Source organism: Kitasatospora phosalacinea, assembly GCF_030268885.1.
In the GTDB taxonomy this organism is placed as follows: domain Bacteria; phylum Actinomycetota; class Actinomycetes; order Streptomycetales; family Streptomycetaceae; genus Kitasatospora; species Kitasatospora phosalacinea_C.
In genome coordinates this window covers 1-14,363 of record NZ_BSSA01000036.1, presented here as the reverse complement: position 1 = coordinate 14,363, position 14,363 = coordinate 1, and the positions used below count along the sequence as shown (strand labels likewise).

Below are 14,363 nucleotides of genomic sequence, written 5' to 3'. Positions count from 1 at the left end.
TCTCGCCAATGACGCCAAATGGCAGAAGAAGGAGTGCCGAACCGGGTCTACCGTGTAACCACCCTCAACCCCCGCGAAGCCGTCTCCTGGCCGAGATGGTGTGAAACGGAGCGATCGTGCCGCCTCAGATCTCTGCGCTCGCCGAGTCCGCGCCCACCCGCCACCAGCGCCTGGTGGACTGGGTCAACGAGATTGCCGACCTCACCCAGCCGGACCGCGTCGTCTGGTGCGACGGCTCGGAGGAGGAGTACCACCGCCTCGCCGAGCAGCTCGTCGCCCAGGGCACCTTCACCAAGCTCGACGAGACCAAGCGACCCAACTCCTACTACGCGGCCTCCGACCCGTCCGACGTCGCCCGCGTCGAGGACCGCACCTTCATCTGCTCCGAGCGCGAGCAGGACGCCGGCCCGACCAACCACTGGAAGGCCCCCGCCGAGATGCGCGAGGTCTTCCAGGGCGAGGACGGCCTGTTCCGCGGCGCGATGCGCGGCCGCACCATGTACGTGGTGCCGTTCTCGATGGGCCCGGTCGGCTCCCCGCTGGCCGCGTACGGCGTCGAGGTCACCGACTCCGCGTACGTCGCCGTCTCGATGCGCGTGATGACCCGGATGGGGCAGGCCGTGCTCGACCAGCTCGGCGAGGACGGCGAGTTCGTCAAGGCCGTGCACACCGTGGGCGCCCCGCTCGCCGAGGGCCAGGACGACGTGCCGTGGCCGTGCAACAGCACCAAGTACATCTCGCACTTCCCGGAGACCCGGGAGATCTGGTCCTACGGTTCCGGCTACGGCGGCAACGCCCTGCTCGGCAAGAAGTGCTACGCGCTGCGGATCGCCTCCACCATGGCCCGCGACGAGGGCTGGCTGGCCGAGCACATGCTGATCCTCAAGCTCACCCCGCCCTCCGGCGAGGTCAAGTACGTCGCCGCCGCGTTCCCGTCCGCCTGCGGCAAGACCAACCTGGCGATGCTCCAGCCGACCATCCCGGGCTGGAAGGTGGAGACCATCGGCGACGACATCGCCTGGATGCGGTTCGGCGCCGACGGCCGGCTCTACGCGATCAACCCGGAGGCGGGCTTCTTCGGCGTCGCCCCCGGCACCGGCGAGGACACCAACGCCAACGCGATCAGGACCCTCTGGGGCAACACCGTCTTCACCAACGTCGCGCTCACCGACGACGGCGACGTGTGGTGGGAGGGCCTGACCGAGGAGCCGCCCGCGCACCTCACCGACTGGCGCGGCAACGACTGGACGCCGGACTCCGGCACCCCCGCCGCCCACCCGAACGCGCGCTTCGCCGTCCCCGCCGCGCAGTGCCCGACCATCGCCGCGGAGTGGGAGGACCCGGCGGGCGTGCCGATCTCGGCGATCCTGTTCGGCGGCCGCCGGGCCACCGCCGTCCCGCTGGTCACCGAGTCCTTCGACTGGCAGCACGGCGTCTTCCTCGGCGCCAACATCGCCTCCGAGAAGACCGCCGCCGCCGAGGGCACCGTCGGCGAGCTGCGCCGCGACCCGTTCGCGATGCTGCCGTTCTGCGGCTACAACATGGGCGACTACTTCGCGCACTGGCTGAAGGTCGGCGCCGCGGCGGACGCCGAGAAGCTGCCGAAGATCTACTACGTCAACTGGTTCCGGAAGAACGCCGACGGCCGGTTCGTGTGGCCCGGCTACGGCGAGAACAGCCGCGTCCTGAAGTGGATCGTCGAGCGCCTGGAGGGCACCGCGGGGGGCGTCGAGACGCCGATCGGCGTGCTGCCCGAGGTCGACGGCTTCGACCTGGACGGGCTGGAGATCAGCGACGCCGACCGGGAGCTGCTGTTCACGGTCGACCGGGAGATCTGGAAGCAGGAGGCCGCGCTCGTCCCGGCCCACCTGGAGCTGTTCGGCGAGCACACCCCGAGCGAGCTGTGGGACGAGTACCGGGCGCTGGTCAAGCGGCTCGGCGACTGACCCGCCGAGGCCGGTGAGGGCCCGGCGAAACGTTCGCCCCGCACCCCGGGAGGGGTGCGGGGCGTCGCCGTGCGCGCGGCCGGGGCCGCTACGGCTGGGAGTACCCGGACAGGAAGTCGCCGATCCGGGTGACCGCGTCCGTGATGTCCTCCGGGTGCGGCAGGGTGACCAGCCGGAAGTGGTCCGGGTCGGGCCAGTTGAAGCCGGTGCCCTGGACGATCAGGATCCGCTGGGCGCGCAGCAGGTCCAGGACCATCTGCGCGTCGTCCTTGATCTTGTAGACCTGCGGGTCGAGCCGCGGGAAGGCGTACAGCGCGCCCTTGGGCTTGACGCAGGAGACGCCGGGGATCTCGTTCAGCAGCTTGTACGCGGCGTCCCGGGAGGCGAGCAGCCGGCCGCCGGGCAGCACGAGGTCCCGGATGGACTGCCGTCCGCCGAGCGCCGCGGCGACCGCGTGCTGGGCGGGCATGTTGGCGCACAGCCGCATCGAGGCGAGCACGTTGAGGCCCTCGATGTAGGAGCGGGCCCGGTGCCGGTCGCCGGAGAGCACCATCCAGCCGGAGCGGAAGCCCGCCACCCGGTAGGACTTGGACATGCCGTTGAAGGTCACGCAGAACAGGTCGGGCGCCAGGGTGGCCAGCGGGGTGTGCTCCACCCCGTCGTAGAGGATCTTGTCGTAGATCTCGTCCGCGTAGACCACCAGCCTGTGCCGGCGGGCGAGGTCGACCAGGCCCTCCAGCAGCTCCTTCGGGTACACCGCGCCGGTCGGGTTGTTCGGGTTGATCACCACGATCGCCCGGGTGCGGTCGGTGATCTTCGCCGCGATGTCCGCCAGGTCCGGGTACCACTCGGACTGCTCGTCGCAGCGGTAGTGCACCGCGGTGCCGCCGGCCAGCGAGACCGAGGCCGTCCACAGCGGGTAGTCGGGCGCCGGGACGAGCACCTCGTCGCCGTCGTCGAGCAGGGCGGTCATGGCGAGCTGGATCAGCTCGGAGACGCCGTTGCCGAGGTACACGTCGTCGACGGTCAGGCCGTGCAGGCCGCGCTCCTCGTAGTGCATGACCACGGCGCGGCGCGCCGAGAGCAGGCCCTTCGAATCGCCGTAGCCGTGCGCGGAGTTGAGGTTGCGGAGGATGTCCTGGAGGATCTCTGGCGGCGCCTCGAAGCCGAACGCGGCGGGGTTGCCGGTGTTGAGCTTCAGGATGCGGTGGCCCTGGTCCTCCAGCCGCATCGCCTCGTCGAGCACCGGGCCGCGGATGTCGTAGCAGACATTGGCGAGCTTGCTGGACTGGATGACCTGCATACCCGCCTACTTTACGGGCGCGTTACGCCGATCACCGAGTGCTGTTCGCCACCTGGACACGGACGGGCGAACCGCCCCGGGCGGTAGGGTCGCGGCGGACCGTCAGGGGAGGGGCCGGATGCTCGCAGCAGTGGTCGGAGCCGCACTCGGGCTGTGCGCGGGGGTGCCGCTGCGGGCGGCCGCCACCCGGTACGCGGTGCCGCCCGGCGAACCCTGGCGCGACTGCCTGCCCACCCCGTACGGCCGCTGCCCGCGGCACGGCGAGCCGCGCGTCGGCCCGCCGCCGCTGACCGTCGAGGCCGCCGCCGCCGCGCTCGGCGCGGTGCTGGCCGCCTGGGCACCGGGCCGCTGGCTGCCGCTGCTGGTCTGGCTGGCCCTGTTCGGCACCGTGCTGGCCTTCGTGGACGCCGCGGTCAAGCGGCTGCCGGACGCCCTCACCCGGCCGCTGTTCCTCGGCACCGCCGTGCTGGTGCCGCTCACCGACCACGACCCGGCGGTGTGGCTGCGCTGCGCGCTGGCCGCGGGCGCCCTCGGGCTGCTCTACCTGCTGATGGCGCTGCTGGCCCCAATGGGCCTGGGCGACGCCAAGCTGGCACCGAGCCTGGGCGCGGTCCTCGGGCTGGCGGGCTGGCGGGCGGTGTACGCGGGACTCCTCTACACCTGGCTGCTCGCCGCCCTGTGGGCGGTGGCGCTGCTGGCGCTGCGCCGGGCCGGGCGGCGCAGCGAGCTGGCGCTCGGCCCGGCGATGCTGCTGGGCACCCTGGCGGCGGTGCTGGCGGCGGTCGGCGGCTGACCGGTCGGCACGCCAACTCCCTTGTCCTCCAAGGGAAACAGCCTCCACCATCGAGTCATGACACCGGATCCCGACCCCCGGCCGCCGCAGGACCCTCCCGCCACCGACCGGCCCCGCTCCCGGGCCTGGGAGGTGTGCCTGTACGCCGTGGTGGTCTTCTGGTCCCTCGCCCTGTCCTGGGCCGGGGCCGGCGGCAAGACGGTCTCCGCCTTCCAGCTCGTCGAGCGCGCCGACGAGATCAGGACCGGTGCCCTGAGCCACGCGGTGACGGCCCTGCGGGTCGTGCAGTGGTCCGGCGGCGCGCTGGCCGTCCTGTCGCTGGTGCGGGCGTGCGCGCCGAGCGTCCGGCTGGCCGGGGCGGCGCTGCTGGCGGCGACCTGCACGTTCGGGGGCGTCGCGGTGGCCGTGGCGGAACTGCACCGGAGCCTGCAGGCGCTGCCGGCCACGGCCAGCGCGTCCCTGGACTACGGCGCGCTGGTCGCCGCGGTGGCCGGCCTGATGGCCCTGGTGCGCGCCGCGGGCGACCTGGAGCGGCAGCGCGCCGCGGGCTGACCGGCCCGGGAACGGGCGGGGCCCGCCGTACCCCAGCGGTACGGCGGGCCCCTGTGCGTGCACCTACCCCACCCTCAAGGAGCGGCGCACTGGTTCCGGTTACGGCATGGCGTGCGCGAAGGCGCCGACGTTGGTGGAGAAGTCGTTGCCGTTGTTGGCGTCCCAGTTGGTCGACCAGGTCATCGCGCCGCGGATGGTCGGCCACTTGGCCGGCGGGACGAAGCTGCCGCAGTGGTTGCCGGTGGCCAGGCAGTCCAGCGCGTTGTTCACCACGGTGGAGTTGACGTAGCCGCCGCCCGCCGCCTTGGTCGAGGCCGGGACGCCGATGCCGACCTGGTCCGGGCGCAGGCCGCCCTGGATGTGGGTGCAGACCTGCGCGGTGATGAAGTCGATGGTGCCCTGGGTGTACACCTTGCCGTCGCAGCCGTTCATGCCGCCCGAGTTGTAGAACTGGGTGTTGACGACGGTCAGGATGTCCTTGGTGTTCAGCGCGAGCTGGAAGTACGCACCGGCGGTGGAGTACATGCCGATGGTCTCGGGCGCCATGGTCAGGACGAAGCCGGAGCCGACCTTGGACTGCAGGGTGTGCAGCGCCTGCGACATGTAGGTCGGGTCGACGCCGTTCTCCAGGTCGACGTCGATGCCGTCGAAGCCGTACTGCTGGATCAGGGCGTACGCCGAGTTGGCGAAGTTGGTCGCGGCGGTGGCGTTGCCGACCGAGATGGCGCCGTTCTGGCCGCCGATGGAGAGGACGACCTTCTTGCCGGCCGCGTGCTTGGCGGCGATGTCGGCCTTGAAGTCGGCGTCGGTGTAGCCGCCGAGCTTGGTGGCCAGCGCCGGGTCCAGGGTGAAGGAGATCGCGCCCTGGGTGGTGGTCGCGTCGGCGAAGGAGACCGCGATGATGTCGTACGCGGACTGCACGTCGCGCAGCTTCTGCACGGTCGAGCCGTTGTCGAAGTTCTGCCAGTAGCCGGTCAGGACGTGCTTCGGCAGGCCGGTGTTCGGCGGGGTGGTGGTGGTCGCCGAGGAGGACGGGCTGGGCGAGGAGGACGCCGAGGCCGACGGGGAGGCGCTCTTGGTCGGCGAGGCGGAGGCCGAGGGGGAGGCGCTCCTGGTCGGCGAGGCGGAGGCCGACGGGGAGGCCGAGGTGGCGGAGGCCGACGGGGTCGGGGAGGCGGTGCCGCCCGGGCCGATCAGCTGGACGTCGTCCGCGTAGTAGGTGGGCTGGCCGTACCAGCCGTGCACGTACAGCGTGACGCTGGTGGTGCCGGCGCCGGTGGTGAAGGTGGTGTTCAGCTGGTTCCAGGCGCTCTGCGCGGACCAGGTGGACGGGTCGGTGCCGCCGGTGCCGCGGGCGCCCAGGTAGACGTACTGGCCCTGGACCCAGCCGTTCAGCGTGTAGGACGTGTTGGGGAGGACCGAGACGGTCTGGGTGCACTCCGCGGTGTCGGAGGCGCCGGGGGTGGCGGCCAGCGCGCCGGTGCCCGAGTGCACCGGGGTGGCGACCGCGGAGGTGGTGCCGACGCAGTTCCAGCCGGACAGGCCGGACTCGAAGCCGCCGTTGTTGACCAGGTTGCCGACCGCGGCGTTCGCGCCGCCGGCCGACAGGGCGAGGCCGGTGCCCGCCAGCGCCAGCGCGGTCGCGGTGGCGAGGACGGCCGGGATCTTGTTGCGGCGCCGGTGGGACGGCTGCTGCAGGGTACGGGCCATGACAGGCTCCAGTGCAGGAGAGTGGGGGTGTGGGTGTGGGGAGGCACGCCGGGAAGGTCGGGGAGAGCCGCCGCGGTGGGGGTCGCGGCGGCTCCGCTGTGGGGGAGGGTCCGCTGTGGTGCTGCCCACACGCTGGACTAGACCAATGGCAAGCGTCAAGACCCGGAATCCGGTTTAGGGGCGGTTTAAGGAATCGGATACCGTTCCGTAGCTTGTCCCGTGCGCGCACTGTGACAAGACCGGTACCTGCGGTTTTGCCGCGCGCAAACCCGGGCGGAGTAGGCTGCCGCAGGGATTTCGCACCCGGAGCAATCAGTACGGAGAGGCCGTTCACGATGGGTCTGCGCGATGTGGTGGAACGGACGCCGGGGTTGCGCACCCTGCTGGACAGGGCCTACCGGCTCTACGGCCGCCGGGTCGAGGTGCACCTGGCCAACACCCCGCACCACATCGGCGTGATCCTGGACGGCAACCGGCGCTGGGCCAAGGCCACCGGCGGCACCACCGCGTACGGCCACCAGCGCGGCGCCGACAAGATCGGCGAGTTCCTGGGCTGGTGCGCGGAGACCGACGTCCGGGTGGTCACCCTGTGGATGCTCTCCACCGACAACCTGGCCCGCCCCGCCGAGGAGCTCGTCCCGCTGCTCGGCATCATCGAGGACACCGTGCAGGGCCTGGTCGAGGCGGGCCGCTGGAAGGTCCACCCGGTGGGCGCCCTCGACCTGCTGCCCGCCCGGACCGCCGAACTGCTCAAGCGCGCCGCCCAGGACACCGCGCACGTCGACGGCCTGACCGTCAACGTCGCGATCGGGTACGGCGGCCGCCAGGAGATCGCCGACGCCGTCCGCTCGCTGCTGCAGGAGCACGCCGGCCGCGGCACCTCGATCGAGGAGCTGGCCGAGGTCCTCGACGTCGAGCACATCGCCGAGCACCTGTACACCAAGGGCCAGCCCGACCCGGACCTGGTGATCCGCACCTCCGGCGAGCAGCGGTTGTCCGGTTTCCTGCTCTGGCAGTCCGCGCACAGCGAGTTCTACTTCTGCGAGGCGTACTGGCCGGCCTTCCGGAAGGTCGACTTCCTCCGCGCGCTGCGCGACTACCAGCAGCGCAACCGGCGGATGGGGCGCTGACCGCGGGTCAGGTCCACCTACCCCTGGGACGGGTGGGAAAACGTTCACCGGTTGTGATCCCGCCGTTCGCTCCGGCACGAATGCGGGGCCCCTCGCCTGGGAACACTCCCCTCAGACCGTCCCCCCGGCCAGCGGGGCCGCGGGGACCGGTGGGCCGCGGGTGACGTCGGGTCACCCGCTCTGGAGGGCTAGTGGTCAGTTCCAAGAGCCGCCGGACACCTGACCGGCGCACGTACGTCCTCGACACCAGCGTGCTCCTGGCCGACCCCCTCGCGATGACGCGCTTCGAGGAGCACGAAGTGGTCCTCCCGGTCGTCGTGGTGACGGAGTTGGAGGCCAAGCGGCACCATCCGGAGCTGGGCTACTTCGCCCGTCAGGCGCTGCGGATGCTGGACGACTACCGCGTCCGGCACGGCCGGCTGGACGAGCCGATCCCGGTCGGCGAGCTCGGCGGCACCATCCGGGTCGAACTGAACCACTCCGACACCTCGATCCTCCCGGCCGGCTACCGGGTCGGCGGCGGCGAGGCGGACACCCGGATCCTCGCGGTCGCCCGCAACCTGCAGGCCGAGGGCTACGACGTCACCGTGGTCTCCAAGGACCTGCCGCTGCGGATCAAGGCGAGCTCGGTCGGCCTGCTGGCCGAGGAGTACCGGGCCGAGCTGGCGATCACCTCCGGCTGGACGGGCATGACCGAACTGCACGTCCCCGCCGACCAGGTGGACCAGCTGTTCGCCGGCCAGGAGCACGCCCTGCAGATCGAGGGCGCCGAGCAGCTCCCCGTGCACACCGGCCTGGTGCTGCACTCCGAGCGCGGCCGGGCGCTGGGCCGGGTGGCCCCCGACGGCCGGGTGCAGCTGGTGCGCGGCGACCGCGAGGCGTTCGGCCTGCGCGGCCGCAGCGCCGAGCAGCGGATCGCCCTCGACCTGCTGCTCGACCCGGAGATCGGCATCATCTCGATGGGCGGCCGGGCCGGCACCGGCAAGTCCGCGCTCGCCCTGTGCGCCGGCCTGGAGGCCGTCCTGGAGCGCCGCCAGCACCGCAAGGTGATGGTGTTCCGCCCGCTGTACGCGGTCGGCGGCCAGGAGCTCGGCTACCTGCCCGGCAGCGAGGCCGAGAAGATGGGCCCGTGGGCCCAGGCGGTCTTCGACACCCTCTCCGCCGTCACCACGCCCGACGTGATCGAGGAGGTCATCTCCCGCGGCATGCTGGAGGTCCTGCCGCTCACCCACATCCGCGGCCGCTCGCTGCACGACGCCTTCGTGATCGTGGACGAGGCCCAGTCGCTGGAGCGCAACGTGCTGCTCACGGTGCTCTCCCGGATCGGCCAGAACTCCCGCGTGGTCCTCACCCACGACGTCGCCCAGCGCGACAACCTGCGGGTCGGCCGGTACGACGGGGTGGTCGCCGTGGTCGAGAAGCTGAAGGGCCACCCGCTGTTCGCCCACGTCACCCTCACGCGCTCGGAGCGCTCGCCGATCGCCGCCCTGGTGACCGAGATGCTGGAGGACATCCAGCCCTAGGCATAACCGGACACAACGGGGCAAAGGGGCCTGACGCATAGCGTCAGGCCCCTGCGCTGTCAGTCGAACTGACGTCCCCTCGGCGGCCTCCGGGCCAAAGCCGCAGGTCGAAAAGTTTGTGAGATCCGCCACGGCACAGGGAATTGCGTAGACACGTCCGCGTGCGGCATGGTGAGGGTTCTGTCAGGCCCCGCGTACGGCAATGCACGCCCGGCAACTCCGGTCGGCGGGCGCACAACTGAACACCGCAGAGCCGTACGCCGCTCGTTCCAGCCGCAGTTCCCGGACGCCGTCCGGGTGGCGGCGAGCCCGCGCCTCCCGTGACCAGCGTTCGACGGAGGCCAGTGCCAGGGGCAGATACGCGCCCGTACGGTCACAGGACGGGCGACGCTGGAAGGAAACCATGTGACTCGGATCTCGGTCCGGGGAGTCGCTGTCGCCTCCGCCACCGCGGTGACCGCCGTCGGTGCCGTCGTGGGTGCGGCCTCTGGCAGTGAGGGCAAGGCCGACGTCCAGACGGTCGATGTCGCGAGCGCCACGCTGCTCGCCGACGCTCCCACCGGCACGCAGGCCCAGAACGTCAGCGACGGCATCGGCCGTCAGGCCGACGCCCAGCAGGTCTCCGCCGACGCCGCCGCCAAGAAGGCCGCCGAGGAGGCCGCCCGGCAGAAGGCCGCGGCCGACGCCCAGGCCAAGGCCGACGCGGAGAAGGCGGCCAAGGCGGCCGAGGAGAAGCGCGCCAAGGAGGAGGCCAACCGCGCCGCCGCCCGCAGCGTGCTGGCCACCGTCAGCCCCGGCTCCGTCCAGGACATGGCGCTCCAGATCATCGGCGACGCCAACCAGTTCCAGTGCTTCAGCCAGATCGTGAAGCGCGAGAGCGGTTGGGACTACACCGCCACCAACGCCTCCTCCGGCGCCTACGGCCTGGTGCAGGCGCTGCCCGGCTCCAAGATGGCCTCGGCCGGAGCGGACTGGCGCACCAACCCCGCGACCCAGATCAAGTGGGGCCTCAGCTACATGAACAGCCGCTACGGCAGCCCCTGCGGCGCCTGGTCGTTCTGGCAGGCCCACAGCTGGTACTAGGCCCGCCGGCCGCGCACCGGAGCGTCGAAGCACCGAAGGGCCCGCCCCCCGCTCTCCCGCGGGGCGCGGGCCCTTCGTGCTGCCGCCGCGAGGCAGCGGCCACGGCGCGGGCCGCCCCGCCCCGGCGGCGCTGACCAGTGCGCCGCGGGCGGTGACGGCTCGGTGCGGACGCGGGGGAACGGAGCGGGTCCTGGTTCCTCCGCTCCCGGCCGGTCCGCCGACAGAAGGTCCGTTCTGCTCAGACCCCTTCCCCTCGCCCCCCGAACGAAACCTCCGGAAAGCTGGTGATTTGCCGGATTGTCCCGGCCGTTCGCCGAGAGACCCCCGAGACCGGGCGCCCCGTCGGCGGGTAGCGTTCCTCACCGACGGCCGCGCGATCCGCGGCCCCGAGCAGACGGCACGGGCAGACGACGCGGGGGGAGACCGGCAGTGACGGAAGAGACGGGCGGCGGCCGCTGGCGCGGCCTCGCCAAGATAGGGGCGGTCGCCGCCGGACTGTTCGCCGCGGCCGAACGCCGCCGCCGCGCGGCCATCTCCGCCGAGGCGCACGTCCTGGCCAACGAACAGGCCGTCGAACTCGCCGCCGAACTGGCCGCCCTGCGCACCGCCGAGCAGACGGCCCGTCAACTCGCCGAGCGCGTCGGCGGACCGGCGGACGCACCAGCCGCACCACCGGAAGGAGGGGCCGTGCGCACCGACGACACCGTACCCGCCCCGCGCGCCCCCGAGCACGACCTGCCGCTCGGCACCCCCGAGCACCCGCTCCCCAGCGCTCCGCTCGGCCGCCCCGCCAACCCCGTCGACGCCGTCCCCTGGACCCTGCGGGTCGCCGCCGAGTCCACCTGGCGGCTGCTGCTGATCGGGGTCGCCCTCTACGTGGTCCTCCAGGTCGTCGACACCCTGAAACTGGTCGCCTTCGCCGCCGTCGCCGCCCTGCTGATCTCCGCGCTGCTCGAACCCACCGTCTCCTGGCTGCGCCGCCACGGCGTGCCCCGCTCGGTCGCCGCCGTCGTCACCTTCCTGGCCGGACTGGCCAGCATCGCCCTGGTCGGCTGGTTCGTGTTCTGGCAGGTCTCCAGCAACCTCGACCCGGTCACCGTCCAGGTCCAGCGCGGCGTCCGGCAGTTGCGCGACTGGCTGCTCACCGGGCCGTTCCACCTCACCCCGGACCAGCTCAACAACTTCACCAACCAGATCACCACCGCCATCGGCAAGAACTCCGAGGAACTCACCTCGGCCGGCTTCACCGGCGTCACCATCGCCGTCGAACTGCTCACCGGCGTGGTGCTCACCGCCTTCACCACCTTCTTCCTGCTCTACGACGGCGCCCGGATCTGGAGCTGGGTGCTGCGCGGACTGCCCCGGCACTCCCGCTACGCGATGGCCGGCGCGGGCCCCAAGGCCTGGGCCACCCTCACCGCGTACGTCCGCGGCACCGTCACCGTGGCCTTCATCGACGCGCTCTGCATCGGCATCGGGCTGTTCATGCTCGGCGTGCCGATGGCCATCCCGCTCGCGGTGATCATCTTCCTCGGTGCCTTCGTGCCGCTGGTCGGCGCCCTGGTCACCGGCACCATCGCGGTGCTGATCGCGGTCGTCACGGTCGGCCCGGCGAAGGCACTGATCGCCCTCGCCATCCTGATCGGCGTCCAGCAGTTGGAGGGCCACATCCTCCAGCCCCTCATCCTCGGCCGCGCCGTCCGGGTCCACCCGCTCGCCGTGGTGCTCGGCGTCGCCGCGGGCTCCATCCTCGGCGGCATCCCCGGCGCGATCGTCGCCGTCCCGCTGATCGCCGTCACCAACACCGTCACCGGCCACCTCCGCCAGCGCAACGCGGCGGGCCAGGAGGTCTTCCAGGCCATCGAGGCCGCCCGGAAGCAGTAGCGCCCCCGTCGGGGGCGCGGGCACCTGCGCGAGCAACCACGCGCGAACGGCACGGTCCGCCCGAGGAGGGAACCCCCTCCCGGGGCGGACCGTGCCGTTCGGCGTGTTCGGCGTGCTCAGCGAGGAAGCTGCGCCTCCGCGTCCAGCACCGCGGCGACGGCCTGGACGGTCGCGGCGATCTTCACCGCGGCCTGGATCACCTCGCGCTCGACGCCCGCCTTGCGCAGCACGCCCTCGTGCGAGTCGAGGCACTGGCCGCAGCCGTTGATCGCCGAGACGGCGAAGGACCACAGCTCGAAGTCGACCTTGTCGACGCCCGGGTTGCCGATGATGTTCATCCGCAGACCGGCCCGCATCGTCCCGTACTCCTTGTCGGAGAGCAGGTGCAGCGTCCGGTAGTAGACGTTGTTCATCGCCATGATCGCGGCCGCGCCCTTGGCGGCCTCGTAGGCCTCGGGCTTCAGGTTGGCCTTGGCCTCGGGCTCCAGCTCGCGCAGCACGATCGGGGAGCGGGTGGCCATCGCGCAGGCGAGGACGGTGCCCCAGAGCTGCTGCTCGGGCAGGTCGGAGTTGCCGATCACCGAGCCGAGGTTGAGCTTGAGGTCCTTGGCGTAGTCCGGCAGGGCGGCCTTGAGTTCGTCGAGCGCCATCGGTCAGCCGGCCAGCAGGGACTGGGCGTCGAGGGTGTCCTCGCCCTTGTTCCAGTTGCACGGGCACAGCTCGTCGGTCTGCAGGGCGTCGAGGACCCGCAGCACCTCCTTGGGGTTCCGGCCGACGGAGCCGGCGGTCACCATGACGAACTGGATCTCGTTGTTCGGGTCGACGATGAACACCGCGCGCTGGGCGGTGCCGTCCGCACCCTCGACGCCGCAGGCCCGCATCAGGTCGTGCTTGACGTCGGCGAGCATCGGGAAGGGCAGGTCGCGCAGGTCCTTGTGGTCCTTGCGCCAGGCGTGGTGGACGTACTCGGAGTCGCCGGAGACGCCGAGGATCTGGGCGTCGCGGTCGGCGAACTCCTCGTTCAGCTTGCCGAAGGCGGCGATCTCGGTCGGGCAGACGAACGTGAAGTCCATCGGCCAGAAGAACACGACACGCCACTTGCCCTCGTAGGACTTGTGGTTGATCTCGGCGAAGGCGTTGGCGGCGTCGAGGTCCACGCAGGCGTTGAGTTCGTACTCGGGGAACTTGTCACCGATCGTCAGCACGTTCGCTTCTCCAAGGTTTGGGACGAGGGTTGTCCGGATTGCGGACATTTCCCAGCCTCGCACATCACCACTGATCAGTGAAATCGGTTCTGCCGCGATCCGCGATAGGCAAGTCCGATCAGTGCGGCAGACTGGAACGGAGCACCCCGTCCACCGGCAGGAAGCACCGCCCCGTGAAGCCCAGCGCGCCCCGCACCCCCACCGTCTCCCAGCTGCGGGCCTTCGCCGCGGTCGCCGAGCACCGGCACTTCCGGGACGCCGCGGCCGCGATCGGCACCAGCCAGTCCGCGCTGTCCGGGGCGGTCGCCGCGCTGGAGGAGTCGCTCGGCGCGCAGCTCGTCGAGCGCACCACCCGCCGGGTCGTGATCACCCCGCTCGGGGAGCGGATCGCCGAGCACTCCCGCCGGGTGCTCTCCGCGCTGCACGCGCTCACCGAGGAGGCCGAGGCCGCCCGCCGCCCGTTCACCGGGCCGCTGCACCTCGGGGTGATCCCCACCGTCGCACCGTACCTGCTGCCCACCGTGCTGCGGCTGGTCCGCGACGCCTACCCCGACCTCGAACTGCACGTCCACGAGGAGCGCACCCCCTCGCTGCTCGGCGGCCTGGCCGACGGGCGGCTCGACCTGCTCCTGCTCGCGCTGCCCGCGGGCGGGGCGCTGCCGGTGGCCGAGATCCCGCTGTTCGACGAGGACTTCGTGCTGGTCGTGCCGCCCGGGCACGACCTCGCCGGACGGGTCGACGTCCCCCGGGACGCGCTGCTCGACCTGGACGTGCTGCTGCTGGAGGAGGGGCACTGCCTGCGCGACCAGGCGCTCGACATCTGCCGCGAGGTCGGCGCCGAACCGGCCGGCGGCAGCACCCGGGCCGCCGGGCTCTCCACCCTGGTCCAGCTGGTGGCCGGCGGCCTCGGCGTCACCCTGCTGCCCGCCACCGCCCTCGACGTCGAGACCGGACGCACCGACCGCCTCGCCGCCGTCCGCTTCGCCCACCCCGCCCCCGGCCGCCGGATCGGCCTCGCCCACCGCCCCGGCTCCGCCCGCACCGCCGAGTACACCCGCTTCGCCGCCGCCCTCCGCGAGGCCCTGCGGGACCTGCCGGTCCGGCTCGCCGCCTGAGAAAGTGTGGGGTAATTGATCAACTGCGTGGCGTGATCGCTGGGGGTGGTCGTCGCGGTCGAGATGTCCGCGATGATCGCCGCCATGTGTGTCTGCGCGTGCAAGCCGTCCTACGAGTC

At 72.0% G+C, this 14,363-nt stretch carries 12 protein-coding genes; 8 read left to right on the top strand and 4 right to left on the bottom strand.

What is annotated here, in order from left to right; genetic code table 11:
- The first annotated feature begins 116 nt into the window (after positions 1–116).
- Positions 117–1,946 carry a phosphoenolpyruvate carboxykinase (GTP) gene (locus tag QSK52_RS34045; RefSeq protein ID WP_285740115.1) on the top strand — a complete coding sequence of 610 codons (1,830 nt, stop codon included), beginning with the start codon at positions 117–119 and terminating at the stop codon, positions 1,944–1,946.
- A gap of 88 nt (positions 1,947–2,034) precedes the next feature.
- Here QSK52_RS34045 and QSK52_RS34040 read toward each other — a convergent pair whose 3' ends face one another.
- Complete coding sequence (locus tag QSK52_RS34040) at positions 2,035–3,249, bottom strand: pyridoxal phosphate-dependent aminotransferase (RefSeq protein ID WP_285740114.1); 1,215 nt, start codon at positions 3,247–3,249, stop codon at positions 2,035–2,037.
- Between the two features lie 118 nt (positions 3,250–3,367).
- Between QSK52_RS34040 and QSK52_RS34035 the strand changes: the two genes are divergently transcribed.
- Together QSK52_RS34035 and QSK52_RS34030 are read left to right on the top strand one after the other, a co-directional pair.
- Complete coding sequence (locus QSK52_RS34035) at positions 3,368–4,042, top strand: prepilin peptidase (protein ID WP_285740113.1); 675 nt, start codon at positions 3,368–3,370, stop codon at positions 4,040–4,042.
- Positions 4,043–4,099: 57 nt separating this feature from the next.
- Positions 4,100–4,594 carry a hypothetical protein gene (locus tag QSK52_RS34030; RefSeq protein WP_285740112.1) on the top strand — a complete coding sequence of 165 codons (495 nt, stop codon included), beginning with the start codon at positions 4,100–4,102 and terminating at the stop codon, positions 4,592–4,594.
- A gap of 99 nt (positions 4,595–4,693) precedes the next feature.
- Here QSK52_RS34030 and QSK52_RS34025 read toward each other — a convergent pair whose 3' ends face one another.
- Positions 4,694–6,304, bottom strand: a complete 1,611-nt coding sequence (locus QSK52_RS34025) for a chitinase (protein ID WP_285740111.1) — start codon at positions 6,302–6,304, stop codon at positions 4,694–4,696.
- 335 nt (positions 6,305–6,639) lie between these two features.
- Between QSK52_RS34025 and QSK52_RS34020 the strand changes: the two genes are divergently transcribed.
- The 4 genes from QSK52_RS34020 to QSK52_RS34005 all read left to right on the top strand — a co-directional run bounded on the left by QSK52_RS34020 (position 6,640) and on the right by QSK52_RS34005 (position 11,924).
- On the top strand, positions 6,640–7,434 hold the full coding sequence (locus QSK52_RS34020) for an isoprenyl transferase (RefSeq protein WP_285740110.1): 795 nt from the start codon (positions 6,640–6,642) through the stop codon (positions 7,432–7,434).
- Between the two features lie 191 nt (positions 7,435–7,625).
- Positions 7,626–8,957, top strand: a complete 1,332-nt coding sequence (locus QSK52_RS34015; RefSeq protein WP_285740109.1) for a PhoH family protein — start codon at positions 7,626–7,628, stop codon at positions 8,955–8,957.
- A 405-nt stretch (positions 8,958–9,362) separates the two neighbouring features.
- The gene (locus tag QSK52_RS34010) at positions 9,363–10,040 is read left to right on the top strand and encodes a transglycosylase SLT domain-containing protein (RefSeq protein WP_285740108.1); all 678 of its coding nucleotides are present in this window, start codon (positions 9,363–9,365) and stop codon (positions 10,038–10,040) included.
- Positions 10,041–10,469: 429 nt separating this feature from the next.
- Positions 10,470–11,924, top strand: a complete 1,455-nt coding sequence (locus QSK52_RS34005) for an AI-2E family transporter (RefSeq protein WP_285740107.1) — start codon at positions 10,470–10,472, stop codon at positions 11,922–11,924.
- A gap of 116 nt (positions 11,925–12,040) precedes the next feature.
- On the opposite strand, the gene QSK52_RS34000 is transcribed toward QSK52_RS34005, so the two are convergent.
- Both QSK52_RS34000 and QSK52_RS33995 read right to left on the bottom strand, forming a co-directional pair.
- Entirely contained in the window at positions 12,041–12,574 is a 534-nt protein-coding gene (locus QSK52_RS34000; protein ID WP_285740106.1) for an alkyl hydroperoxide reductase, read from the bottom strand.
- A 3-nt stretch (positions 12,575–12,577) separates the two neighbouring features.
- Entirely contained in the window at positions 12,578–13,129 is a 552-nt protein-coding gene (locus QSK52_RS33995) for a peroxiredoxin (protein ID WP_285740105.1), read from the bottom strand.
- Positions 13,130–13,302: 173 nt separating this feature from the next.
- On the opposite strand from QSK52_RS33995, the gene QSK52_RS33990 reads away from it, so the two are divergent.
- Complete coding sequence (locus tag QSK52_RS33990) at positions 13,303–14,244, top strand: LysR substrate-binding domain-containing protein (protein WP_285740104.1); 942 nt, start codon at positions 13,303–13,305, stop codon at positions 14,242–14,244.
- Positions 14,245–14,363 lie beyond the last annotated feature (119 nt).